The 24,536-nt window shown below is 42.3% G+C and carries 20 protein-coding genes and 1 pseudogene; all 21 read right to left on the reverse strand.

Going from position 1 to position 24,536, the window contains the following annotated elements:
• Positions 1–10: 10 nt before the first annotated feature.
• Entirely contained in the window at positions 11–595 is a 585-nt protein-coding gene (gene hisB / locus RG608_RS02595; RefSeq protein ID WP_268687322.1) for an imidazoleglycerol-phosphate dehydratase HisB, read from the reverse strand.
• Between the two features lie 11 nt (positions 596–606).
• On the reverse strand, positions 607–1,899 hold the full coding sequence (gene hisD, locus RG608_RS02600) for a histidinol dehydrogenase (RefSeq protein ID WP_308946510.1): 1,293 nt from the start codon (positions 1,897–1,899) through the stop codon (positions 607–609).
• Complete coding sequence (gene hisG, locus RG608_RS02605; protein WP_268687324.1) at positions 1,896–2,540, reverse strand: ATP phosphoribosyltransferase; 645 nt, start codon at positions 2,538–2,540, stop codon at positions 1,896–1,898. The genes hisD and hisG overlap by 4 nt, the downstream gene beginning before the upstream one ends.
• Positions 2,537–3,526 (reverse strand): ATP phosphoribosyltransferase regulatory subunit, encoded by a 990-nt coding sequence (locus RG608_RS02610; protein WP_268687325.1) that lies wholly within the window; start codon positions 3,524–3,526, stop codon positions 2,537–2,539. Before RG608_RS02610 ends, hisG begins: the two co-directional genes overlap by 4 nt.
• A 55-nt stretch (positions 3,527–3,581) precedes the next feature.
• Positions 3,582–4,640: a histidinol-phosphate transaminase gene (gene hisC, locus RG608_RS02615; RefSeq protein WP_268687326.1), complete on the reverse strand. Its 1,059-nt coding sequence runs from the start codon at positions 4,638–4,640 to the stop codon at positions 3,582–3,584.
• A gap of 472 nt (positions 4,641–5,112) precedes the next feature.
• Positions 5,113–5,418: a DUF4298 domain-containing protein gene (locus RG608_RS02620; RefSeq protein ID WP_268687327.1), complete on the reverse strand. Its 306-nt coding sequence runs from the start codon at positions 5,416–5,418 to the stop codon at positions 5,113–5,115.
• Positions 5,419–5,451: 33 nt separating this feature from the next.
• Positions 5,452–9,126: a helicase-exonuclease AddAB subunit AddA gene (addA, locus tag RG608_RS02625; RefSeq protein ID WP_308946511.1), complete on the reverse strand. Its 3,675-nt coding sequence runs from the start codon at positions 9,124–9,126 to the stop codon at positions 5,452–5,454.
• Positions 9,123–12,404: an ATP-dependent nuclease subunit B gene (gene rexB / locus RG608_RS02630; protein WP_268687329.1), complete on the reverse strand. Its 3,282-nt coding sequence runs from the start codon at positions 12,402–12,404 to the stop codon at positions 9,123–9,125. The genes addA and rexB overlap by 4 nt, the downstream gene beginning before the upstream one ends.
• A gap of 201 nt (positions 12,405–12,605) precedes the next feature.
• A complete protein-coding gene (locus RG608_RS02635) occupies positions 12,606–12,917 on the reverse strand; it encodes a hypothetical protein (protein ID WP_268687330.1) in 312 nt (103 codons plus the stop codon).
• Positions 12,918–12,963: 46 nt separating this feature from the next.
• The gene (locus RG608_RS02640) at positions 12,964–13,809 is read right to left on the reverse strand and encodes a DUF4300 family protein (RefSeq protein WP_268687331.1); all 846 of its coding nucleotides are present in this window, start codon (positions 13,807–13,809) and stop codon (positions 12,964–12,966) included.
• Between the two features lie 34 nt (positions 13,810–13,843).
• A pseudogene (locus RG608_RS02645) lies at positions 13,844–14,386 on the reverse strand (ClbS/DfsB family four-helix bundle protein).
• A gap of 58 nt (positions 14,387–14,444) precedes the next feature.
• Complete coding sequence (locus tag RG608_RS02650) at positions 14,445–14,933, reverse strand: hypothetical protein (protein WP_268687332.1); 489 nt, start codon at positions 14,931–14,933, stop codon at positions 14,445–14,447.
• 84 nt (positions 14,934–15,017) lie between these two features.
• Positions 15,018–16,775 carry a glycoside hydrolase family 13 protein gene (locus RG608_RS02655; protein WP_308946512.1) on the reverse strand — a complete coding sequence of 586 codons (1,758 nt, stop codon included), beginning with the start codon at positions 16,773–16,775 and terminating at the stop codon, positions 15,018–15,020.
• A gap of 291 nt (positions 16,776–17,066) precedes the next feature.
• Positions 17,067–17,753 carry a hypothetical protein gene (locus RG608_RS02660; protein WP_118105779.1) on the reverse strand — a complete coding sequence of 229 codons (687 nt, stop codon included), beginning with the start codon at positions 17,751–17,753 and terminating at the stop codon, positions 17,067–17,069.
• A gap of 238 nt (positions 17,754–17,991) precedes the next feature.
• A complete protein-coding gene (locus tag RG608_RS02665; protein ID WP_268687334.1) occupies positions 17,992–19,557 on the reverse strand; it encodes an ABC transporter ATP-binding protein in 1,566 nt (521 codons plus the stop codon).
• Positions 19,558–19,723: 166 nt separating this feature from the next.
• On the reverse strand, positions 19,724–20,305 hold the full coding sequence (locus RG608_RS02670; RefSeq protein ID WP_308946513.1) for a hypothetical protein: 582 nt from the start codon (positions 20,303–20,305) through the stop codon (positions 19,724–19,726).
• Entirely contained in the window at positions 20,298–21,038 is a 741-nt protein-coding gene (locus RG608_RS02675; RefSeq protein ID WP_308946514.1) for an ABC transporter permease, read from the reverse strand. The genes RG608_RS02670 and RG608_RS02675 overlap by 8 nt, the downstream gene beginning before the upstream one ends.
• Positions 21,028–21,927: an ABC transporter ATP-binding protein gene (locus RG608_RS02680; protein ID WP_308946515.1), complete on the reverse strand. Its 900-nt coding sequence runs from the start codon at positions 21,925–21,927 to the stop codon at positions 21,028–21,030. Before RG608_RS02680 ends, RG608_RS02675 begins: the two co-directional genes overlap by 11 nt.
• A 305-nt stretch (positions 21,928–22,232) precedes the next feature.
• Positions 22,233–22,433, reverse strand: a complete 201-nt coding sequence (locus RG608_RS02685) for a hypothetical protein (protein WP_308946516.1) — start codon at positions 22,431–22,433, stop codon at positions 22,233–22,235.
• 55 nt (positions 22,434–22,488) lie between these two features.
• Positions 22,489–23,850 carry a hypothetical protein gene (locus RG608_RS02690; RefSeq protein ID WP_308946517.1) on the reverse strand — a complete coding sequence of 454 codons (1,362 nt, stop codon included), beginning with the start codon at positions 23,848–23,850 and terminating at the stop codon, positions 22,489–22,491.
• Positions 23,850–24,377 (reverse strand): hypothetical protein, encoded by a 528-nt coding sequence (locus RG608_RS02695; RefSeq protein ID WP_308946518.1) that lies wholly within the window; start codon positions 24,375–24,377, stop codon positions 23,850–23,852. Before RG608_RS02695 ends, RG608_RS02690 begins: the two co-directional genes overlap by 1 nt.
• Positions 24,378–24,536 lie beyond the last annotated feature (159 nt).

Here is a 24,536-nt window from a genome sequence, read left to right on the forward strand (position 1 = left end):
GAAGGACAAGCTAGAGCAAGCCCTTGGTGGAGTTGACTCCATGAATCTCTGGATTGATCGTAATAGCCTCCCGCAGAGCTCGTCCAGTCGCTTTAAAGAGGCTTTCCGCCTTGTGGTGGCTGTTCTTGCCATGAAGGATTTTCAGGTGCAGATTCATCTGCAGATTAAAGGCTAGGGCTTGGAAAAATTCCTCTACCAGCTCAGTATCAAAATTCCCAAGCTTGGGATTGTCAAAATTAGCCTCAAAGACCAGATAAGAGCGACCGGATAAGTCCAGACTGGCCATACCCAGCGTTTCATCCATAGGCACAAAGCTAGTGCCGTAGCGGTTGATACCTGCCTTGTCTCCCAAAGCCTGACGCAGAGCCTGCCCCAGCACGATGCCCACATCCTCGACCGTATGATGGCTGTCCACCCAAAGATCACCTTCAGCCTTGACCGTCAGAGCAATCCGACTGTGGCGGGCAAAAAGGGTCAGCATATGATCAAAGAATCCGACACCGGTCTCGATAGCTACCGGCTCCTGTTGGTCCAGATTCACAGCCAGTTCAATATCGGTCTCCTGTGTTTCACGCTTGATTTCAGCTTGTCTCATGGCAACTCCTTCTATTTTTCCTGTCTGCGGGCTTCGATGGCCTTGGCATGTCCCTGCAGGCCTTCTGAATAGGCCAGACTGGTAATATCCTTGTCAGCGGCTCCTACAGCAGCACGGCTGTACTGAGTGTACTGGATGCGCTTGATAAAGTCATAAACTCCCAGAGCTGATGAAAAGCGGCTGGTGCTGGTTGTCGGTAAAACGTGATTAGCTCCCGCATAGTAGTCACCAATTGGCTCACTGGTATAATGCCCCAGAAAGACAGATCCGGCATTTTCAACCTGATCCAGATAGCTGTAAGCATTATCCATGGCAATCTCCAAATGCTCAGGTGCCACCTGATTCATAAGCTCAAACATGGCTTCCTTAGAAGGCGCAAGGATGATGCGGCCGTTGTTCTCAATCGAAGCACGCGCGATTTCCTCCCGCGGTAGCTCTTTGAGCTGTCTGTCCAGCTCTGCTTCGACTTGGTCTGCCAGCTCCTCCGAGTCGGTCACCAGAATAGCCCGAGCTAGCTTGTCGTGCTCAGCTTGCGACAGAAGGTCAGCAGCCACATAGACTGGACTGGCTGAACTATCTGCAATGACCCCAATCTCCGAAGGACCGGCAATCATGTCAATTCCCACGACACCATAGACCATCTTCTTAGCCGTAGCCACAAAGATATTGCCCGGTCCAGTTATCTTATCCACCTTGGGAATGGTCTCAGTTCCATAAGCCAGAGCTGCTACACCTTGGGCTCCGCCAATTTGGAAAATCCGATCTACACCGGCCAGCTTGGCTGCGACTAAAATCGCTGGGGTAAAGTGTTCTTGGGGCGGTGTAATCATGATGATTTCTTTGACACCAGCAATCTTTGCTGGGATAACATTCATGAGAACGGAGGACGGATAGGCTGCGGTGCCGCCAGGTACATAGGTGCCGACCCGCTCAATCGGCCGAATCAGCTGACCACGGATAACACCCTCACTTGGACTGTCTTCAAAACCTGTCTCCAATTGCTGGCGGTGGTAGGATTCGATATTAGCTTGGGCATTTTTCAGGGCAGCCAAGACCTCTGGAACAATCTCCTCAAAGGCCTTGTCAATTAGCTCCTGCCCAATCTCAAAATCTGTCACCTCAACCTTATCAAAGAGCATGGTATAGTCTCTTAAAGCTTGGTCACCGTCTTGTTTGACTCTTTCAATAATCTCAGCCACCGCTTCTTCCACATCTAGGTTTTGCTGGCTGAGCTGCAGCTGCTCTTCGTATAAAATCCGTGAAATTTCTTCGTTACTTCCGCTTAAACGTTTGATAATTATCATTTAAAAGCCACCTCTCTTCTTCCTACTAGGGATTCAATCTTTGCCACAAAAGGCATGATATCCGGGTTATTTTTCAGGGAAGCCTGATTGGCAATGAGCCGGGCTGACACCCGACAAATGTCTTCAAAAACCAGCAGGCCGTTAGCTGACAGGGTATGCCCCGTCTCCACAATGTCGACAATGGCATCCGCCAAGCCCAGCACCGGTGAAATCTCCACGCTGCCTTGAATGGAGATAATTTCCACATCTTCCCCCTTTTGATTAAAATAATCAGTCGCTACTGTCGGGTACTTGGTCGCAATCCGCTTGCGCTTGTGATCATGAGGGTTATAGCTGGGCACCGAGGCCAGTGAGAATTTACAAAGCCCAAAGTTCAGATCCAGCAGCTCCAGATAGCCGGTCGGATGCTCAAAGAGAATGTCCTTGCCGACAATGCCCAAATCAGCGACTCCATGGCGCACATAGGTCGTCACGTCAGGCCCCTTGACCAAGAGAAAGCGAAAGCGACTGTCTGGACTTTCAAAAATCAAGCTGCGCCCCTTGTCTGCCATGAAGGACATATCAAAGCCAGCCTTGGTCAAGAGCTTGACGGTATCTTCCTCAATCCGCCCCTTAGTCAGGGCAATAGTAATCTGACTCATCTGCTGTCACCTTCCTTTCCGCCCTCGTCCGGTAGGTCATCATGAATGGCCTGATAGACACTGTCAATGTCAAGAGACCAGCCGATAGCTGTCAGCTCTGCTGCCCCGAAGCGATTGAAAAGCTGATCATAGCGCCCACCAGATAGAAAGGCAGCTGGTACTCGGTCGCCAAAGACCTTGAAGGTCAGGCCGGTATAGTAAGGCATGGCCGCCACCTGCCCCAAGTCCATAGTTGTCTGATCTAGCAAGCCTGATAGGCTCTGCAAAACTTGCTCCACATCATCTAAAGCCGTCAATATCCGCTCGTTGTCAACTATCTCTCTAGCCCTAGCTAAAACCTGTTGGCTAGGACCAAACAAATAGGGCAGCTCCTGTAAAAAATCATCAAACTCACTCGATCTGGTCTGGGTGAATTCAAAGATCCCCGTCCTGTTTTTCTTGCGAATATAATCTAGCAGCTGAGCCTCCTCCTGCGAATCCAAGGCCAGATTCTCTAGGATTGTCTGTAAGATTGCTGCATGGGAAAACTCGAACTGATAAGACTTAACCTGCACCAAATCCAGTGACTGCTTGGCTGTCTTGATAGCCTCAAGCACCGCCTCGCGAGCTGGATAGCCGATAATCTCAATACCAGCTTGGCTGAGCTCGTTGGCGAGACCGCGCAGCTCTTCTTGATAGTGAAAGACCTTGCCTGAATAGGAAAACTTGGTCGGCGTATGCACCCTGGTCGAAGCAATAACCCGACCAATCTGGCTGGTCACATCTGGCCTCAGCACCAGTAGCTCGCCTTTTTTATCGAAAAGATGATAATGATGGGGCTCCACATGGTCACTGAAGACCTCGAAGTGCTCCAAAGTCGGTGTGTCAATCCGATTGAAGCCCTGAACCATCAGGAAATCACTGATGTCCCGCTCAATCTCGTAGGTCACACGCGCCCTCTTGAAAAGCTTGTCATGCATGCCAATCGGAAGGGTGATTTTATTCATAGGCTGCTTTCCTTTCTTGCTCTATTCTTACACTGGCTGGCTTTGAGTCAAACTCTCAGCTGCTGCAAATTTCCTTGATAGCTGCCAGGACTGTTTCCATCTCTTCTCGCTGTCCGATAGAGATGCGTAAAAAGTCTTTGATTCGTTCCACTTTTGGAAAATACCGCACATAAATCTGACGCTCTTCTAGCTGTTGGAAAAGCTCTGCTGCAGAGATTCCACTAGGCTGGGCTAGGACAAAGTTGGTCTGACTAGGCAGGACTTGGAAATCCAGCGCAGCCAATTCCCCAGCAAACCAATCTCGGGTCTCTTGAATGGCTCTGCTGGTCTCCAGATAATAATCCCAATCTTCTACCGCAGCAAGAGCCAAGCGCTCTGCTAACATATCCACTGAGTAAGGATTGATGGAGTCCTTGACAGCTTTCATGACAGCTATTAAGTCTGGATGGCCGATGCCGTAGCCCACCCGCAGACCAGCCAAAGCAGCATCCTTGGAAAAGGTCCGTGTGATAAAGAGGTTGGGATAGGTTTCTAGAAGAGGCAGGGCAGATTGACCGCCAAAGTGAATATAGGCCTCATCCACCACCACTACCACATCCTGATTGGACGCTAGAATTTCCTCCAACTGATCAAGTGGTAGATACATCCCCGTCGGAGCATTGGGATTGGCTAAGATAATGCCGCCATTGTCTCCAAAATAGTCGGAGGGATGGACCTCAAAATCATCTGTCAGAGGGATTTCTCGAAAAGGCACGTGGTAGAGGTCCGCCCAGACCTTGTAAAAACCATAGGTCAAGTCCGGAAACAAGACCGACTCGCCACTGTTAAAGAAAGCTAGGAAAGCCATGGACAAGATGTCGTCGCTGCCGTTACCAATAATGAGCTGGTCGGGTGATACACCCAAGTTTGCCGCCAAAGCCTGACAGAGCTCCGCCTGATCCAAACTGGAATACTTGCGCAAGTCCTGAGCATCAAAGTTCTGCAGGGCCTCTGCCACCTTAGGACTCGGTCCATAAGCATTTTCATTGGTATTGAGCTTAATCATGTCTGGCTCATTGGGCTGCTGCCCTGCTACATAGGGATTGATCTGCCTGAGACCTTTTAGCTTAACCATCTTTCCACCTCTCTTTCACACACTAGCCATTACCTGACTCTGATTATCTTTTAGAACTTCTAATAAATGAAAGACGAAATTTACCGCTTTGGTAACGAAAAATAGGGGAATCTTCTGAGTTAAATATAATAAAAAGCCCTCGCAAAAAACTTTGCAAGGACGTTGACACGTGGTTCCACCTTTATTCGGACCCCAGTCGCCTGAGGACCCTCTGGGAGTACGAGACTCCAGATTGATAACGGTAATCAGCCGTCGGACACTAGTCTCAGACTGCTGACTGATTTCGCATCCGCACTCAAGAATGTGTCGTCTAAGGATTGTATGCCGTCTCACCATTAGGCACTCTCTGTTTCTTGTCTTAGACTTTTTCTCTCATCGCTTTCAATTTATTGTTGAATATTCTACATGAATTTTTATTAAAAAGCAAGAGGAAAATTGAAAAAAATTAAATATTTTTTTCTTTCTAAATGTATTAACGTTCTTTCAGCATAGAGCTAGACAAATCCAACAGATTAATCGCTGTCTCAAAATGCTCCCCCAACAGGTCATAGACAGCATCTTCGCTTAAGACGCCGCAAGCTATATTTTCAGGGAAATCCGGTCCATTCGAGAATTCTAAATCATCAAAAAATTCCTGACCAATATAGTAGTCCCTCAACTGGATATAATCTGACTGGCAGCGCTCCAGTTGATCTAGAGCTTTCTGAGCATCTGCTAGGACTTGAGCATATTTATTCAAATGTCCTTCCATTTTTTGAATGCGTTCTAACTGTTCCACAGGCTTCCTTCCTTTCTAGACATGACAAAATAATCAATTCACCTTAACCACCTGCAGCTGCTCACCTCCTAGCAAAATCAAATATTTTTCAATTTGAGAAATGCCATAAGAGCGGCTGAGAGCTTGAGCATATAAGTCTAGCTGGCCATGGTAGCGAGCAATCAACTCAGATGAATCCTTGTATTTATCCGTCTTGTAATCAAAGAGGATAATCCGATCCTCAAAGAGCAGGTAACCATCCAAAATCCCCCGCAAAACAAAGTTCTGACCGCTAGCGTCATCCCTCTTGAGCATGGCAAATGGTGCTTCTCGACGAACTCTGTCACTGTTCTCAATCAAGAGACGTCCCAAATCTGTCTCGAAGAAAGATGCAATCTTAGGCAGCTGAATCTGCTTTTTGACCGCTTCATCGGCCTGAACCTGAGCCAAGGCAGAACGAAGTACAGCCATGCTGGGACTGCTATCCAAGGGAATTCGCTGCATGAGCTCATGAACGGCACTACCGACCTGCGCTCCAGTCACTTTGGCTTTCTTGCCAAAATCAGGCAACTCAAAGCTAGGCTGAGGCCGAAAAGCTGCTCGCTCATCCATAATATCCAGACCATCCGTGTCCATGATTGGCTCATAAAACTTCTTAATCTGGCTTGGAGTTCGCACACTAGGCAGCTCAATGGCAGAGCGGTACTGGCTATTCAGTTGGTCCACGCTTTCTAAAATATCCAGAGCTCGACGGATGTCGTCCGACTGACGATTATCTGCCAAATCATCCGCTGGAAAGAGCACAGGCTCATTAATTCGCCCTATCTCTTCAGCAGTTAGCTCCTCATCAGTGACAAAATGGGTCTCGTAGGCGAGATTCTCATCAGAAAAAACAGCCTGAATGGCATAGAGCCAGTCTTGGAAATTACTGAGCTGGCTGCGCAGACTGGCAGACAAACGCCCTTGTTGGCTCTTGCCCCACTGACGATTATCCAAAACCTCTTGACTGCCCTTGCCGACCAGATAGAGCTTGGTTTCAGCCCGCGTCATGGCCACATAAAGCAAGCGCATCTGCTCAGACAGACTAGCCAACTGCAGCTCCGCTAGATTCTGCTGATAAGGCAGCGTATCCATGGAAATGCGCAGCTGATTCGGTGCATACGGGTCTTCCACAGACACCGATACATCCGCTACATACTTGATGCCAACTCCCTTGGTCCGGCTAAGGATAATAGCAGAGCTACTATCCTGACGGTTGAAGGCCTTGTCCATATTCAGCAGGAAAACATACTTGAACTCCAGCCCCTTACTCTTATGAATGGTCATGAGGCGAACAGCGTCCTTAGGCGCCGCCACTGGCACACTGGCCAAATCGTGCTGATTTTCCAAGATACGGTCTATCATTCCGATAAAGCGAGAGAGACCTTTAAAGCTAGACTTTTCATACTCATTAGCCCGCAAAGAGAGGGCATAGAGATTGGCCTGTCTCTGGGCACCATTGGCCAGAGTTCCCACCATGTCATAGTAGAAACGGTCCTGGTAGATCTTCCAAATCAAGTCATACAGTGAATGCGTCTTGGAATAGGTCCGCCAGCTTTGTAAGGTCTCATGGAAATGCTGCAGTTTTTTCTGCAGTTCTTGGGTGACTAAAGCAGGATGCAAACCTCTTCCTTCAAGGGCATTAACCAGCTTTTCATAAAGGTTTTCCTGAGAATGCTCTTGACTGGCCTGCAGGGACAGCCGAGCCAGCTCGTCCTCACCAAAGTCAAACATGGGAGACTTGAGAAGGGCGGTCAGGGCATAGTCATTCAGCGGATTATTGATGGTCCGCAGAGTATCTAGCATAACCAATACCTCTACCGACTGCAGATAGTTTGCTGCGCCATCATCTGGTACTAGAGGAATCTGGTGCTGCTCAAAGGCAGCTAAAATCAAATCATTGCGGGTTCTGGAAGCCGTCAGCAGCGTAATATCTTTAAAAGCCACTCCTTCTTCATTGTGCAGGCGGATGATTTCCTTGATGACTAGGTCCACTTCACCAGCTGATACCGCCTGTGGCAAGCCCTCATCGCCCTCCTCTTCCGGACTCTCCTTGGAGCCTTCATAGATTAAGAAGGAAGCGCGGTTAGCTGGATTAGGCTCGCGTTTGGCTGGATTGCCAGCCACCAGATAGTGGGTTTCATTGTAGTCAATTTCTCCGACTTCTTCATCCATCAGGCGTTTGAAAACATCGTTGGTCGCTTCCAGCACCTCAAGATGACTGCGGAAATTTTCCTTAAGGACGATTAGCTTGCCCTGACTGCTATCCTCTTGATAGGCCTTAAATTTATCGCTAAAAATCTGCGGGTCAGCTTGACGGAAACGGTAGATAGACTGCTTGATATCACCCACCATAAAGCGATTTTGCCTTCTGGAAAGCAAGTCCAGCATGCGCTCCTGCGTGTGGTTGGTATCCTGATATTCGTCCACCATGACCTCGTGGTAGCGTTCCTGATAAAAGCGACGCACCTCTGGGAATGTCTCTAAAATTTCAATAGCAAAATGGCTGATGTCGCCAAATTCAAAGGCATTTTCTGCTTTCTTACGCTCCAAGTAAGCCTGTGCAAAGTCCGCCACAAAGTCCCGCAGAAGCTCAACCAGAGGCAGGCACTCTCCCCGGTGCTGCTCAATAAAGTCCAGTTGATAAAGCTGCTGGTCAAAGCTGCGTAGCCTCTCAATCAAAGGTTTCCGAGCTTCATTGTAGTCCTTGGCCATTTCTTTTTTAAACTCGTCTGCATTCTTGCCAACCCGAGCTGTAAAGGCCTGGCCATTGGACAGTTGGGAAAGCGCCACGATCTGTTTGAGAATCTGAGCTGTTTGCTCTATTGGTGACAGTTCATTCAGGCATGCTAAGAGGGTCAGAGCATCTTGGACATTTTCCTGATACTTGGCGCCCGCAAACTCTCTTCCCTCATGCTCTAGATGGGCAGAAAAGAAAGCTTCCAGCTCCCAAAGGGCTGATTTGATTTGACCAAATATCCGCTCTCTCTCTGCTGCAAAGTCACTGTGCTCATAGCCATAGAGGAAGGTTTCTTCCAGCCAGCGCTGAGGACTGCTGGTTGACTGCAGAAAGCTGTAAATCCGATAAACTTGCTCCCGAAAGCCTGATAAATCCTTGCGCTTACCAGTAAAGTTCTTGACCAAACGGCTAAACAAAGCCTGACGCTCGCTGTCATAGTAACGGTCAAACACTTGACTGAAGACTTCATTTTGCAGAATCAGCTGCTCACTGGCAGACTGGAGAATCCGAAAATTCGGCGCTAAACCAAGCAGGTAACCATAGCGACTCAGCACTTTCTGGGTAAAGGCGTCCATAGTACCAATGTCAGCATTGGGCAGGTCAGCTAATTGCTGGGCCAAATGTTGCTTGAGTTCAGGACTCTCGGCCTCCTTCAAGGCCTGACCCAGTTCCTTCTCCAGCCTCTCTTTTAGCTCGCCTGCCGCCTTAACAGTGAAGGTCGAGATAAAGAGCTGGCTGACCGCAACGCCTCTAAGAATCTGGTCTATAATCCGCTGGACCATGACAAAAGTCTTACCCGATCCGGCCGAAGCGGAGACCAGAATATTCTGGCCAGAGGAGTAGATGGCCTCAATCTGCTCTGCCGTCTTTTTCTGTGGCTTGTCCGAAGCAGCTTCTTGGGCTTGCTTAAGAGCAATTTCTTCTGAAGTTAAAAAAGGAATTCTCTTCATTTTTCCATCTCCTCCCTCATCTTTTCTAGCCAGGCCTGGCGCAACTTCTCACCAGTCGGCCGCCTATCAAACTTGCTTGTATCCAGCTTTTCCAGCTGACGTGCCTGTCCCAGATGGAGATTGGCTTCAAAGCCTGTAATGGCCTTAAACTGCTCTACATAAGGAGCAATGCTGCGCCCATTCTCTGTATAAGGATTGACTGCAAAATGACCTGATAAAATGCCTTCTGCAGCTTTTTTGTAGAGATAAGCATTGTAGGCCAGAAGCAAGTCCAAGTCCCCCTGGCTCAGCAAGTTGGTCTTATTTTTCTCATAGAGCGGACCAAGCTCCTTGACAGCATCAGCCACAAAAAGTCCCTTGTACTGGAGTGGATTCATAGACTGATTGACTGCATCAGCCAAGGTCTTGGTATCTTTAAGCGCCACAATCGGATCGGTCATCTGCAAATACATGGCGCCAAAAGTACCCTTATCCTCTTGATAGTCTGCTAACTCCTCAATCGCCGCCAGATAGGTCGGCAGCTGAGAATTAAGTCCGTTAAAGAACTTTTCAAAGCTGAACTTAATATCGCCAGACTTATAGTCCACCACTCCCAGACTCTCGGTCTTGGTCAAACGGTCAATTCGGTCCACCTTACCGCTCACGGTCACTGCTCTGCCATTTTCCAAGATCAGGAAAGGCTTAGAAGCAGAACCAAAGCCAGTCTCCTCACCAATGGTCTCAATCCCGGTTGGATGAGCCAGCACACGACCGGTCGCCCGCGCTGTATCTAGCAAGAGCTGGCGCGCAAAACGGGTCTGTCCTGACTCACTGTAGATACTCTCAAACTCGGCCTCTCGGCTGGTCTCTTCCATAGCCTGCGCTAAACGCCGGTCAAAATCAGCTGACGAATCATCCTGCAGGACCTTTTCAAAGATCCGATGGAGGAAAATCCCATGACTGCGAGCATCTGGATGAATGGTCCACTCTTCCTGCAGGCGCAGAACATACTTGAGAAAATAAGCATACTGATGCTGGAAATACTCGTTTAGAGCAGACGCTGAAAGTCGGAGAGGCTGTTCCTGAGGGTAGAGGGCTTGCAGAGTTTCCGACTGTAGAGACTCTGTTTTTAGTTCCTTACTAATTTGCGGAATGCTGATGCCTTCTGCTGCTAATTTCTTGCGGAGAACCCGGACAGCCACCGCCCAAAAAGTCTGCTCCTCTGCTGTCCACTCTCGATCAATCTCCTCTTGATGGAGCTCGATGATTTGAGATAGCAAAGCTCGGTAGTTGCCAATGTCGTCACTGGAAGCCTGGGGCTTTTTGACAATGATGGGCAAGGAAAGGGGAGCAGCAGTCAATTCCAGCAGATAGGTCGACATACTGTCTTCTACTTCATTGACCAAGGCCGGCGCAGACAAGACCAGTTCTCTGGTAGCAGAATTCATCAGCGATAGAGCCGTATAGCGATTCTTCTTGAGATTTTCTGAACTGGCAATCTGCAGTTCCGCCTGAGAATCCGTCGCATCATTGAGCCGAGCCCGGTCTTCATCACTGAGCAAACTCTTGTTTTGCGCGATTTTCGGAAAACGCTCCTGGGTCAGCCCGATTGCATAGACATAAGGTGCTGCTAAAGGCTCTATCAGGTCATAAGACTGGACCTTAACCACATCTACTGTCGCTGGCACCGTCCGATAATTGGACAAAAGCATACCTGACAAGACCAAGGCTAGAAAATCATCCAGTTTGACCTTGCTATCTGCAAAGACCTGAGCAAACTGCTCTAGAACATGACTAAAAGCCTTCCAGACTTCCTCATGACGCTCCTGCTCCTGCTGACTTGCTCCCTGCAGCAGAGCTGTCAAATTATCCGACAAACGAGCTGCTTGGACAAATTCTGTAAACTTAGCTAAGAGCCCCGACGCCGTCTGGCTGCGGGATTTGAAAAAGTCTTGCAGCGGAGTCATGACCCGGCGGCGAATATGATTGAGACGGTCTAGGTCAAATTTCCCTTGGCTATTAGCCGTGAAATCCTTGGCTAGCTTGCCTGCCCCCTTAATGTCCGCAAAACGCAGATATTGCTCAAAATGATCCAGCTCCTCCTGATTCAAATCTCCGTAGAGCCCCGTCTTTAAGAGATTGAGCAGATCTTCCAGTTGGAAGTTATAGCGCTTGAGCCGCTCTAAGGACTTGACAAACTGGACCAGCGGATGCTGGGCCATTGACTCGCTCCGCCCCAGATAGTAGGGAATCTGATACTGGTCAAAAATGGTCTTGAGCTGAAGCTGGTAGGCTTCCACATCTCCCAAAAGCAGACGAATATCCTTATAGCGCACACCATCATGAACCCGCTGCCGGATGGACTTAGCCACATACTCCAGCTCTTCTTTCTGGTTCATAGTAGCCCAAATTTGAAGCTGTGAGCGGTCTGTCTCACTAAGACTAACCGTTGATTCTGAAAAGTCATAACGACTCTCCAAGACCTTGGAAATTCGTCCGAAGGCATCTTCTGCTTCTGCATGAGGGATATAGTCAGGCTTGACCTGATAGTCCTCGGCCAGCTTTCTCAAAAAATCCACGCTGGCTTGATAGAGATTGCCTTCACGAAAGGCTGCTCGATAGGCTTTTTGGCTGGCATAGGTCCCGATAACAATCTCCACACCTTTTCGATGCAGGAGACCGACCAGGTATTCCTCTTCGGCAGAAAAACGAGTAAAACCATCGATGACCAGGGCTAAATTCTCCAATTCCTCATCTGTATCACCTGACCGAATATGCTGGGCAAAAGCAGCAATCTGAGAAGATGAATCAAAATCACCCTTATTCAGAGCAGCGGTCAGCGCTGTAAAAATCTTGACCAGATCCTCCCGCTTCTCAGGCTCCTCAAGAAATTCCAGATCCGCAAAGGACATTTGGGCGCTCTGCAGTTCATGGTAAAGATCCATCAATTGCTGGATAAACTGGGGATCCTTCTTAATCCTGCCATAGACCTTAAGCTCTCCATCATCTAACTCTGTCAAGGTCCGATAAATCAACATTCCCAGACCAATATCGTCCAAACTCTGCCCTTGCCGAACATCATTAAGGACAAAATACCGAGCCATCTGGGCAAAGCGCGTTACCGTAATGGCAAAGGAAGCCTGATTTTCTAAACACTCCAAAACCGCCCGCTCCTTCTCAAAAGAAAGCGAATTTGGTGCAATATAAAAGACTCGCTTACCAGCCGCCACCAAGCTCTCAGCCTCAGCCACCAAAACCTTGGTCAAAGAATGGCGAATATCTGTATAAAGTAATTTCATAGCCTGCCTTTTCCTCTAGAAAATATAGGAACATTATACCATTTTTACCAATAATTCTCATGGAGAATAGTCCCAAAGCCCAATTAGAACCCATCATCCAAAGATAGCCTTAGTGAATAGCCTCGTCATTTCCATAAACAAATGAAAAAGCCACTGCTTCCAGTGACTTCCTAAGGCTCTTACTTCTTTCAAAGTAAGGGCTCATTTAATCTTATGCTTATTCATCTTTTCTTCAAAAATGCTGGTCATAATCACGCGCAATGCTTCTCTTTCCTTGTCAGGAAGTTCGCCTTGCTGCTTGGCGACAGCGTATAGTTCAGGATATTGCTTGGCAACTCGCTCAACCGTCTTGGTCGTTGCATGCCCTCTCACGAAGAAAGGAATCCTCTTAATCCACTCTTTGGGCACAAGTGCCAGAATCTTTTTGGCAGCTTCCTTATCGGAAATTTCTGCAGTGCTGAGCCCTTGATTGATCTGCTCCTGTTCCTTTTCTGTAAAATCTTTTAATTCCATACGCTAAATCTCCCAGTTCTATTTTCTTAATGCTAACTGAAGCAGACTACTTACCCTCTACCCACTTATCATTGTCCATGATAAAGGGCTTGGCCAGTCCTTCCCCTGTATAGTCTTTATACTTGGTCTGCAAGTATTTGTAGACATCTTCCTTGGTCGCAAACTTGATTGCCTGGTATGGCTCTTCAAAGGTCAGCTTTTCGACAAACAGATAGCCGTCTTTATCTGGAACCAAGACGCCGACATGGCCTACAAAGAGAGAATCACCATCAAGATTGTCGTGGACTATGACAGAAAGCATTCTCGCCTTTTCGCTAAACTTGAACTGCTTGAAGTATTCCTCCATCTTCTTAGCATGGACTTTTACATCTTGAGTCGCTTCAGTCTTGACTCTTGAAAACAGGATATTAAATTCTTCCTTATCCTTGGCATCAAAGAGCTTGCCCTTGTCAATCGAATCATTATCTATGAACAAGAGTTCGTCATCTTTTTCTATTTGAGGGATGTCAATGCTATTTTTCAACAAAGTGTAAGTATTAATCCGACAATTTGTCCCGATAAAATCGCCCTTCTTTGCCTGCCAGAGAGGATTGATTTTTTCTACATCATATTCCGTTTTGGTAAATTTAGTGAAATCGCCCGTTAATCCAGTAGAACCGACTAGTCCATTGTAGTCATTGACTAGATTGACAAAGTTATCGACACTGTCTTTATCCAAATCGGCCGCCAACAAATTCTTGACTTCTTCAACACTCTTTTTACTGTTTAGATTTGAATAAGTCGATGTAGTTTGACTTTTTTCTTTATTTTTCTGGGAACTAGCGCATGCTGCCAGCCCCAAAGTCAAAGCTAGGCAGGCACAGGACATGATTATTTTACTGTATTTTTTCATATTTTATTTTTCTCCACTACTCGTATTCAATTAACTATTTTAATTTACAATTTTTCTGATGAGCCTTCAACTTTTTCATGGCCCAGTCATAATGGCTGGAGGTAGCACTTACAAAATAGGAACCTAGTACAGTCCCTCCGACCCATTTATAGACATTTTTTGAAAATAATTCTTCGTTTGTAAATGTGTCTGCCAAGTCCAAAACATCTTGATGGGACTGATGAAAGATCTCAGTTGCCTCTTCAAGAGAAGTATTCTGATGCTTCTTCCAAAATTCCAGATTCAGCTCTCCATAAGTCCTCCAGTTATAGGGAGCAGGAAGAAAGGGCCGCTCTTGCCCCTTTTGATTGGAATGCACCCAATTCAACAAGAGCTGATGTCATTCATAGAGGTGAATCAAAACATCTCTTAGATTTTTATCTCGTCTCCAATGGGCCTCTTTCTTCTTTTCATCCTGAGAAAAATCAAAGGGAGTGTTTAGTTCCTCATCAGACATATTGGAGATGAGAGTTTGTAGTTTCTCATAGTTTTCCTTAGCAGCTAACAGCAAATCTTCTTTAAATTTCGGTCTGGGCATAAGATTGCACTCCTTTGCGACTTTCGGCTCTTGGAAATCATTTTGCTAATCATCAGCATTATAAGATTTTCTCAATTTCCTTTGCTATTTTACTCTTTTTCAATTTCCTATGTCGAAGGTATCTCCATAAAATAGCGGGATTCAAGCTGTATGATAATTGCAATAGATAGTAATTTACCCACTCTATAAGCGCAAACATCCAAATCCCTAAAGAAATGAACAATATGGAAAATTCTCCATGATTCAATAATATCACAAAAATTCCCACAGCTAGTAAAATAAAATCTAATTTCTTCAATATCTTTCCCATATACTTTCCAGCAAATCCTGGATTGGAAATCCTCTTGATTAAAATCCACCAAAAAACGGAACCTTGTATCAAGATAAAAGTTAGGAGAAACAAGGAGAAGGAAATAGAAATGAAGCCTTCGGTAGTAAAAATCCACTTTTTAAGCAGAATGAAATTCATCCAAAATACTAAAACAGCTGCCACTTCCCCGCTAGCTAAATTAGTCAACTTTTTCTTCAGAAATTCTTTTGATTTCATCTTACACCACCATAAAAAAATCTACCACTTTAAAAAATAAGTTTTAAAGTTCCTGTTTATCCGAATTCCTATATTTCTACTTCATTACCTTTTAGACTCATCACAATAAACTACAAATCCCTTTGGTAAGATGAGCACTTGCTGGTCATCAGTTTGGCAATGGCTCACCAAATCAGCTAAATCTCTGTCTAAAAGATAATTCTCATTCGACTGATTAAAAATAGCTCTGATTGCTTGATGATCATGTTGCCATTCTAATGCCAGCACATTAGGCTTGATTTCTTCTAGGGTAAATTTCCCATACTGAATAATGCCCGCAACATCTTTGCGAAGCTGAATCAAGTTCTTCATAAAATTGAGCATATCATTGTTATTGGAAACCCGGTCCCAAGGCATGACCCATCTACAATCTGGGTCCATACCTCCACCCAATTCTAACTCGGTCCCATAATAGATACAAGGCGTTCCTCTTTGTAAAAAGAGAAAGGCAAGTGCGGATTTGACAAGCTGGATATCTCCTTGAGCTGTCGTCAAAATGCGCTCTGTATCGTGCGAATCCAAGAGATTAAACATGACCTCAGAAATCTGCTGCTTGTAGTACATGGACTGGCAGTTAATCTCAGCTATAAATTGACTGGTCTTCTTGCTCCTACTCAAAAAGTAGTCCTTGATACTATCTGATAGAGGATAGTTCATGACTGCGTGAAACTCATCGCCATTTAACCAAGGCTGAGACGTATGCCAAACCTCTCCAAGAATATAGAGGTCAGGCTTTTTGTCCAAAACAGCCTTCCGAAAATCTCGCCAGAATTGATGATCAACCTCATTGGCCACGTCCAATCTCCAAGCATCAATATCAAAATGTTCAATCCAATAGGTCGCAACGCTTAAGAGATAGTCTTTCACCTCAGGGTTAGCCGTGTTTAACTTAGGCATATAGCTGGCAAAGGCAAAGGTATGATAAGGCAGTTCTTTGGGATTCATAAGCTTGTCATTCGTCACTGGGAACTTTTGAATGTGAAACCAGTCTTTATAAGCTGACTTTTCACCATGCTTGAGAACATCCTGCCATTGAGCGGATTGATCGCCCATATGATTGAAAACCGCATCCAGCATGACCTTCATACCACGCAGATGAGCCTGCTCCACCAGTTGACGGAAAGTCTCCTTGTCCCCAAAGTGTTGATCAATTTCAAAGTAATCTGTCGTATTGTACTTGTGATTGCTTGGCGATTCAAAGATAGGACAGAGATAAAGCCCTGTAATCCCTAGGTCTTGCAAATAATCAAGATGATCAATAATTCCTTGCAAATCCCCACCAAAGAAATCACTACTTTTAGGTCTGATAGACGAATCCCAATCTAGAGCTTCTTCTGGTGAAAGTCCAGCATTTCCATTGGCAAATCGTTCTGGGAAAATCTGATACCAGACCGTTTTTGAAACCCATTCAGGAACCTGGCAACCATCAATTTCGTGAATATAAGGGAGTTTAAATCTGTTTCCTTCCGAAGCAAGATTTTCTGGAATATTGGCAGTGAAACCTTTATCTCCATACAAGACACTTTGACCTTCTTTATCTCTCAGCTCAAAGAGATACTGGAGCCGACCAAAATCAACCGACACTGCTACTTGCCAATAGTCAAATAAGGCATCAGAGGTCACTTTGACCATCTCTTTCACATCTTCATAAGAATCCTCAAGAAAGACAAAGGGATCCCCATAGTGCAAAAGGATTTTCTCTATATCCTCTTTCTTAGTCCTAATTCTGATATGCACTTGACCTTCTTTATAAAGGTAGGCATACTCCGACTCCGGTCTATGATAAATGGCTGTTAATTCCATACTTTTCATCTCCTAGATTTCTCTGTTTAAACTCATCGCAACTTTATGCAAACGATTCCATAGCTAGCCCTAGTATACTATTTTAAAAAAAGGATTGCAAGTTGTGGGCTAGTTTATGAGCAGGAGCTTATCTGTGCAAGTTAAAAAGCCTTGGAGACAAGGCTTTTAGTTATTCAAGTTTTTAAAAAGATTCCTTACTTTTCTAAATCAAGTCATCTAGCCCACTTTTGCTGAATCTAACAACCAGATAAGGCTCAAGATTATTGTTGTTTAATAAATTCAATTCTAGTGTTACTTATTTCTATCAAAGTCAAACCCTACCTGCCAAAATCCCATATCAAGTATTTTCATCTGCGGGTAGAGCATATCTGCCACTTTCATTTTTTTCCTAGCAGATTCTAGCTGTTCACTATATTTTTCATAGAATTCTACAAGCTGCAAAATGGATTTAATATTATAATTTCCCGTTGCAATCTTCTGCTTTTTTATACCATCAATAAAGTATCTATCATATGCAGGTACACACCCAAGTGTGCCCATGAGAATTTTTGTAATGAGCGTATCTGATAATTTGTTTTTCAGTTCTATCCCTTTGACTTCGCGTCTAATCTTATCGTAATATTCATTTAAAAATGCATTAATCTCCAGTAGCAATTTTTGATTATATACCTCTCTAAAATCTGTACATTCTATCCCAGCTAAAGGATTATATTTTTTTCTTAACAATTCTTTCACTACTGGTATATGAACTCTATAATCCTTTTGCAGTAAAAACGATGAACCTCGATACATCCCCCAGCTTGCTAAATAAAACGCAAGTTGTAAACTTAAATAATCAACATTTACATTGTTATTCTTTCGAGCATTTGTAAAATGTGAATAACAGTGCTCCCACGAACGATATCGACCATGTTCGTCAGCTTTTAAATCATTGAAAAATTTTATTGACGAATCAATAATCAAATCGACAGTATCCATAATATTTACTCCCTATTTATTTATACCTGTCCCTATCCGAAAATACAAATGATTGTTCAAATAGTACTCCAACAACATCCGTTAATTTTTCCAGTGTGTATCTTAGAAAAATAACATTCTTTATAGCTTTTTACAAATAAACATAGGCACGAACCAGAATCAATAATATGCGTATGCAAAATACCTATAACAAGGTTTGTGTTAATTTCTATTTTTCTCAGATTACAATAATATACATCTACTTATTTTCAACCACATATCTACTTCTCTCCAATTTTATCACCTTATCATAGCGCTTCAAGTCCTCTTCGCTATAGTGATGAATCACTTCTACGACTGCTTGTGGGAGAGAGAAGAGAAGGTGGCTGATTTTCTCTTGGTTTTTAAGGTCCAGATTGGCCTTAACCTCATCAGCCAGGATAAATTGGCGATTGTGATAGAGAGCACGGGCAATTTCTAGCCGTTGCTTCTCACCACCTGACAGAGTTTGATTGCTAGGTGTTTTGCCTTGGAGTGCTTCCAAACCAGTTTGCTGCAGGATTTCTTCCATCCTTACGGAATCTACCTCTTGCCCCAGAGCGATATTTTCCTCTAGTGTCAATCCATCAAAGACATGACTGGACTGGAGAATGTAGGCTCCTGCCTGATAAAGTTCATCCGAGCTTATCTCTTGTCCATGGTAGCGAATCCGACCTTGACTAGGCTTGATTTCTCCATAAATAAGGTTAAGTAAGGTTGTTTTCCCAGACCCGCTTTCTCCGATAATGGCAATCTTTTCTCCTTCCTCAATGGTAAGGTCGCAAGGGGCTAGGATTTCTTGACCATCACGCTCTACGCTGACTCGCTCTAGCTGGATAGGAAAGACGGAACCTTTAAGAACAGAAGACATTGTCGACTCCTCTCCCAGCAAGTTTTGATATTTATCACAAAGAGACTTAGCTGATTTCCTAGTATTGATAAAGTAAGATAACTCCTGAAATTGGTAGCCGATATTATGCGATACTAGGTAAATCCCAACAAAGCTGGCTGCAGATAGGTAGTTATAATAGGTCATGAAACCACCAATGACAATAGGCGCAACCGAGCAAAAGGCATCAATCCCATTGATAAAGAGACTGTTTAGCGTCCGTTGCTTTTCATAGGCGATTTCTTGCTCTAAAGCCTTGTGTAAATCTTTAGAAAACAGTTTGTAAAACATGCTTTGTCCCCGATAATGCCGTATCGGACGAGCGCCCGAAATCATATTGGTCACTTGAGAGACATAGCCTTGGTTAGCCATAGACTTCTGCTTAGTAATCGCATCCAAGCGCTTGGAACCTATACTACTACAAAGGACAGGTATCGAATAAAAAACGATAAAGAGCAAGCCTAGAAAAAAATTAGTCCAGAGTGCATAACAGATGGAGACAGTTGTAAATCCCAAAGAAGAAATGATAATGACAGTCGGCTCAATATAGTTATCTTCTAGCTGTTTTACATCATTTTCCAGGTCGGACAAAACCTCTTCATCCGCTATCCGACGGCTATATAAGAAAGTCTGAAAGATAGCCTGCTTAATACCCGACTTGAAGTCCGTCAGCACTCGTGCATAGTAATAGCGTTTACCCGCTAAACCCACCAAGAGAATCAAATTCCCCACAATCCCCCAAATCAAGACCTGCCACAGCAAATGCAACTGGTGATTGGTAAAACTAGAGACAATATACTGAATCAAAGCTGGTGTAATCACAGCCTCCAGCCAAGTAATCATAATCGCCACGAAATAGAAGAATAAATACTTTTTAGTTACATAAGATCTAAGCATAGCATATAAACCTCCTGAAGTTATCTACCAACTTAGATAGTCGTTTTTTCTAGACGGGGATATAATAGGAGCCTGAATATTTGAATGAAACCATTAAACGTAGGGCTACTTTATAATCTTTCAGAGAAAGATTTAAATGACAAGTTCTAAACATAGCAATTTACTTTTATTTTTTATTCAAAAATATATTCAACATATCTGCATAGCTAACAAAGGGAGCTGGAAATACTAGTCCAGAATAAAATAGCATTATGGTATTAAATAAATTCAATAAGACGGATACTCGTTTAAAGTGCTCTGTTAACTTAATTGCAATGGTATATAAGATAAAAAATACAGCATAATTAAGTATTGACATCAAAATCAAATCCACTAAATGGAATGAAGGCATAAAAAATTTTCCATTAAAAAACATATGCGATAGAATGATTGAAATCAAAAAAATGGGTGTTGACCAAATAAAATAAGTTGTTGATCTAGCAATATAAATCATCATTGTTGTCCGTCTAGTTGTTTTGATATTTGTATATTGATTAGTGCGAATTTCAAATTCCAACTCCTCATTAGCAAGCAATATCACATTAGTTATAGAATAATAAATAAAAAAATAGAGTAGATTTATCGGTTTATTACTATTGAAAATAATAATGATTCCTGTAATAAAAATTATGGAATAAATCACTTCGCAAATACTATCAAACGTGTATCGAACTCTATAATTAAAATATCTTCTTAATTCACTAAACATGGAAAAGGCTCCCTCTTTTTTTAGCAATGTTCAATAAAGTGAAAAATAGGAAAGTTCCAGCTGACCAATATACTGCACAATAAACTATAATTAAAAAAACACTCTGGTAGGACGGAGAAATAATAAAATTTCTCAAGGCATAGTAAGGGAAAAGCTTTCCTATAAAGCCAAATAAACCACCTAGCGGTGTTAGTATGCCAGTAAAATACAGCATGAAATAAGAAATTAACGATGTAATGCTAGAAGTACGATTAAAAATGAAGCAGAGACTTGATAGGCAAAAACCCAAACCATATATGCTAATAACAGTTAGCATACATGCAGCCAGGTTTCCAACTAACTTTAAAATACTATCCGGAAAATCAATATCATTAAGCGTCGATAAAACGATAAATATAGGTATGGCTTTAACTAGATCCACCAATATCTGAACAATAATTTTAAACATTAAGACATGAAAAACACTCTTACTGCTCTGGATTACACTTATCAAAGTTCTATCATAAAGGTCATCCTCAATAAAAAAAGTTGGGTGCGTAATACTATGACTCGTAAAATACCAAGTAAATAATAAACATAACAATAAAAATTTACTTTGTGTATCTTTAAAGTATTGAAGATAAGCTGAAACCATTATCAAAATTTCAAAATTTGAAAAAAATAAATTGAATTTAAACTGCATCATCTCTTGCAGTTGTCTCTTTAACTCCCTTCTTATTTCTTTAATCATCATTGATAACCTCATACAATATTTCTTCGATGCTTTCCTCAACTTCTTCAAAAAATATCATCTCAAAATTATTAAAGATATTATTTTTCACCTGACTATCTTTCACTTCAACAATCAATCTTTCATTTTCTACTTGGTAAGATAAATCAGGAAATAGTCTCTCAAAAGCATCTTTTTCAGAATCTGAAATACCAATTCTATATTTAATCCACCTGGTATTTTTCCCAAAGATTTCTGAGAAACTACCTTGCTGGATTATTTTCCCTCTACTCATGATACAAATTCTTATTGATATTTCTTTTGCAAAATAGATATCATGAGTCGTCATGAGAACAATGGTTCCTTTTTCCTGACTGAGAGTTAGTAACAATTTCGCAAACTGCTTTTTGGCAATGACATCCAGACCATTGGTTGGTTCATCTAAACACAATACTTTTGGCTTACAAAGTAATGCAATAATCAAAGACAATTTTTGTCTCGTTCCTTGTGACAATTCGGACACCAATACATCAACATAGGGATGGAAAGCTAGTTTATTAAATAAATCCTCCAATTCTTCCTTAACCTGACCACGCGAACTTTTATTCAAATGTAAAAAGTAATCAATATTTTGATTTGCCGTCAGATATTCGTAGTAGCCTCTACCGCTTTCTAGTACGAGCTTGACATTGTTATGAATATCTTTCGAAGTATTCTTACTGCCAAAAACAAATACATCACCTGCATCTTGTAACATTAAGCCAGAGATAATTTTTATGAAAGTTGATTTACCTGCACCATTGGTGCCCACTATAGAAATAATCTCTCCTGAATGCGATTCAAAGCTAGGAATGTCCAATACAACTTTACCACGAAAATTTTTCTTTATATTCCGTACAATAATTTCATTCATGCCTGCATTAACCTATTTCGATTACTAATACTTACACTGCCAAAAATTTAAAAACAAGGATTTTTGAATGACTTTCACTTTAATATTCCTAGTTTTTCACAAGCAGAGCTACACACTCGACATGATGCATTTGTGGGACTTAAAATGTTTGGAGAAGCTTTTGAGGATTAGCTACTCTTCTCTACTAAACTTACCACAACAGCATATGGTTCGTATGTGAACCTTATTAGATTTGATTAGTAAAACCCCAGTGAAAACTATGAAGCTCATCTCCTTGTAATGTAAAACTGAGACGTTTAGTTTATCTACTGCTTAAACTTTAATTCAAGTATTTTATTATAACCTTCATAAAAACGTTCTCTTGTTACCACTTCACCTGGATATTTTTCCTCTAGAAGTGTACAAATTTCAATTGGTCTAATCCCTTCTTCCGCCATATCTTGAAGGAATGGACTACATAGCATCATCTCACCTTTACTCGATTGTTTTAATAAAATTCCATACATAGGAATTTTAGTTAATATTATAGGTACTCTTTTTCATAGCTTCTCCTTCAATAAATTAATCGAATGTAAATACATAATCGTTGCTGAAGTTATCAAACGTACTCTTTATTTGATTGTAAACTTCCTGGTTTTCTTTAGAAATTTTTTCCGAAACATATAGGTCTTTCATTTCGTTTTTTTCAATTAGTACCCACTTTAAATGTGAATATGAGTACTTTGCAAAAGTGACCCATTGTGCATAATTTATTATCATAGGATTTTTTGTAAAGTATATTTTCCCAGCATTAGCTGCTGTAGCTGTGGAATGTCCTATAAATAGCATAGTATGTAATTTTGGATGTTTTTCTCTATCCACCGAAAATGGGATAGAGTTTTTTAAAGAATTTCCTTCGTTAATTCTTTTTAAAGCGTATCCTAGTCTGATGACAACTTCAACAATCATAGTTGAAATTGCCATGCTGCTAAAATGAATAAAATCATAACCTTCGTAATACATCCCTTGTACTATTTCTGCTATTGTTTGTTCCTCATTCCCAATTTTTCCGAACTGAAATAAATTGAATAGTCCCATCAATGGAGCAGGTAATCCCATTGAAGTTGTAATATCAGATTTAAAATGAATTATCTGCTTAGCAATTGCAGCGAAAATATCACTTTCTTTTCTATCTGTGTAGTTGTCCATAAATTGAGATACTATTTTTCCAGTTTTATCGATAGTAGTCATCTTTCCATTAAGAATATCACACACACCAATTACTAGACCAAGAAGTGGGTCATGTCCAAGAGATAGTAATCTATGATAGTAAGCAGATAGGCCATTAACATTAACTTTTGTATGACGATTATCTTGTGCATCAAAAGGAACCTTACTAACTTTTGAATTTGCCAGCTTTTCCATTTCTTCTTCGGGGAATCTCTGATTGAACCAATCTCTTACATGATTCGATAAAGGACCACCTTTCAAACCTTGTGGAGTTTTTTTAGGTATTCCAATTAAAAGTATATCAACTATTGCTGCTAATACACCAGCGCCAGCACAAATCGAAATGTCAATAGCATCAAGTTTATGTATATTATTAAAATCATCATTCAATTCTCGAACAATAGCTTCATTTATCTCTAGCTCTTCATTTGTAAAAAGTACTTCTAAGTCATTCGTAGAACCGACTTCATGTTCAGACTTTGCAATTAAATCTTCCCATTTAGGAACTACTATAGTTCGTTTTTCTGCTTCAGTATCTATTTTTGGTAAATAATTTAGATTATACCCTAGCTCTTTTAATAACTCTTCACTTTCTGATATCCTTGCTTCCACACCTGTCTTATCATGCCTTTTGATTAGACTTAACTCTCTAGTTTGATAGACAAAAATATTATTAAATTGTCTTTCTTCATCTGAATATTTAAATTTACTCATTACGATTTTCCTAAATCATTTTTTAAATCTTTTATCGCTTGTGTAAGAAGAATATTTAAACTTTGTAAATAATCCAGACGCTCTTTATCAGCATCCGTCTCAGCCTTCAGTGCTTGTATAATTGCTTCATGTTTTTGTAGCGCCTCTTTATATAATCGTTCTTTTTCCTGTTTAAGTTGATTATTTTTTAAATTAGATGCTAATAAAATAGCTCCTCCAGCTAAGACAACAGCAGGTGCTGCTAAAACAAAGACGCCAGCTACCATTCCGCCACCAACAATACTTCCTGCAGCTGCAAGTCCAGATGTAATTCCGGCAGCGGATAAGCCAACAGTACCTAAACCGTAGAGAGCAGCAAATGATCCAATTCCACCGACGCCTGCTCCCAGGGCACCTGCTAAAACTTCTGGTATTGCACTCTCTCGCATTGTACGTGTCTTGTCATTCAGCGCACCAGACGCTTCATTAATGACATTTACGACTTGCTGTAATGATTCTACATTTTGAAATACTTGTTCTTTTTTCATAAAAGCTCCTCTATATTTTGTTTTCTTAATTATATCATGATGTAATAAAAAAACTGCAACATAAAAGTTACAGTTTTCCACTTATATATCAAAAGGTAATGTAATAATTATCTTGACTAAGATATTAAAATTTTTTTATTGTTTTACCATCAAAGCTAC

This window comes from Streptococcus sp. IsoGale022 (assembly GCF_031142805.1).
GTDB classification, from domain to species: Bacteria; Bacillota; Bacilli; order Lactobacillales; family Streptococcaceae; genus Streptococcus; species Streptococcus sanguinis_A.

Bases quoted from the DNA above. Each gene is read 5' to 3' on its own strand.
- hisB (WP_268687322.1), bottom strand. From the start codon at position 595: ATGAGACAAGCTGAAATCAAGCGTGAAACACAGGAGACCGATATTGAA.
- hisD (WP_308946510.1), bottom strand. From the start codon at position 1,899: ATGATAATTATCAAACGTTTAAGCGGAAGTAACGAAGAAATTTCACGG.
- hisG (WP_268687324.1), bottom strand. From the start codon at position 2,540: ATGAGTCAGATTACTATTGCCCTGACTAAGGGGCGGATTGAGGAAGAT.
- RG608_RS02610 (WP_268687325.1), bottom strand. From the start codon at position 3,526: ATGAATAAAATCACCCTTCCGATTGGCATGCATGACAAGCTTTTCAAG.
- hisC (WP_268687326.1), bottom strand. From the start codon at position 4,640: ATGGTTAAGCTAAAAGGTCTCAGGCAGATCAATCCCTATGTAGCAGGG.
- addA (WP_308946511.1), bottom strand. From the start codon at position 9,126: ATGAAGAGAATTCCTTTTTTAACTTCAGAAGAAATTGCTCTTAAGCAA.
- rexB (WP_268687329.1), bottom strand. From the start codon at position 12,404: ATGAAATTACTTTATACAGATATTCGCCATTCTTTGACCAAGGTTTTG.
- RG608_RS02635 (WP_268687330.1), bottom strand. From the start codon at position 12,917: ATGGAATTAAAAGATTTTACAGAAAAGGAACAGGAGCAGATCAATCAA.
- RG608_RS02640 (WP_268687331.1), bottom strand. From the start codon at position 13,809: ATGAAAAAATACAGTAAAATAATCATGTCCTGTGCCTGCCTAGCTTTG.
- RG608_RS02650 (WP_268687332.1), bottom strand. From the start codon at position 14,933: ATGAAATCAAAAGAATTTCTGAAGAAAAAGTTGACTAATTTAGCTAGC.
- RG608_RS02655 (WP_308946512.1), bottom strand. From the start codon at position 16,775: ATGGAATTAACAGCCATTTATCATAGACCGGAGTCGGAGTATGCCTAC.
- RG608_RS02660 (WP_118105779.1), bottom strand. From the start codon at position 17,753: ATGGATACTGTCGATTTGATTATTGATTCGTCAATAAAATTTTTCAAT.
- RG608_RS02665 (WP_268687334.1), bottom strand. From the start codon at position 19,557: ATGCTTAGATCTTATGTAACTAAAAAGTATTTATTCTTCTATTTCGTG.
- RG608_RS02670 (WP_308946513.1), bottom strand. From the start codon at position 20,305: ATGTTTAGTGAATTAAGAAGATATTTTAATTATAGAGTTCGATACACG.
- RG608_RS02675 (WP_308946514.1), bottom strand. From the start codon at position 21,038: ATGATGATTAAAGAAATAAGAAGGGAGTTAAAGAGACAACTGCAAGAG.
- RG608_RS02680 (WP_308946515.1), bottom strand. From the start codon at position 21,927: ATGAATGAAATTATTGTACGGAATATAAAGAAAAATTTTCGTGGTAAA.
- RG608_RS02685 (WP_308946516.1), bottom strand. From the start codon at position 22,433: ATGTATGGAATTTTATTAAAACAATCGAGTAAAGGTGAGATGATGCTA.
- RG608_RS02690 (WP_308946517.1), bottom strand. From the start codon at position 23,850: ATGAGTAAATTTAAATATTCAGATGAAGAAAGACAATTTAATAATATT.
- RG608_RS02695 (WP_308946518.1), bottom strand. From the start codon at position 24,377: ATGAAAAAAGAACAAGTATTTCAAAATGTAGAATCATTACAGCAAGTC.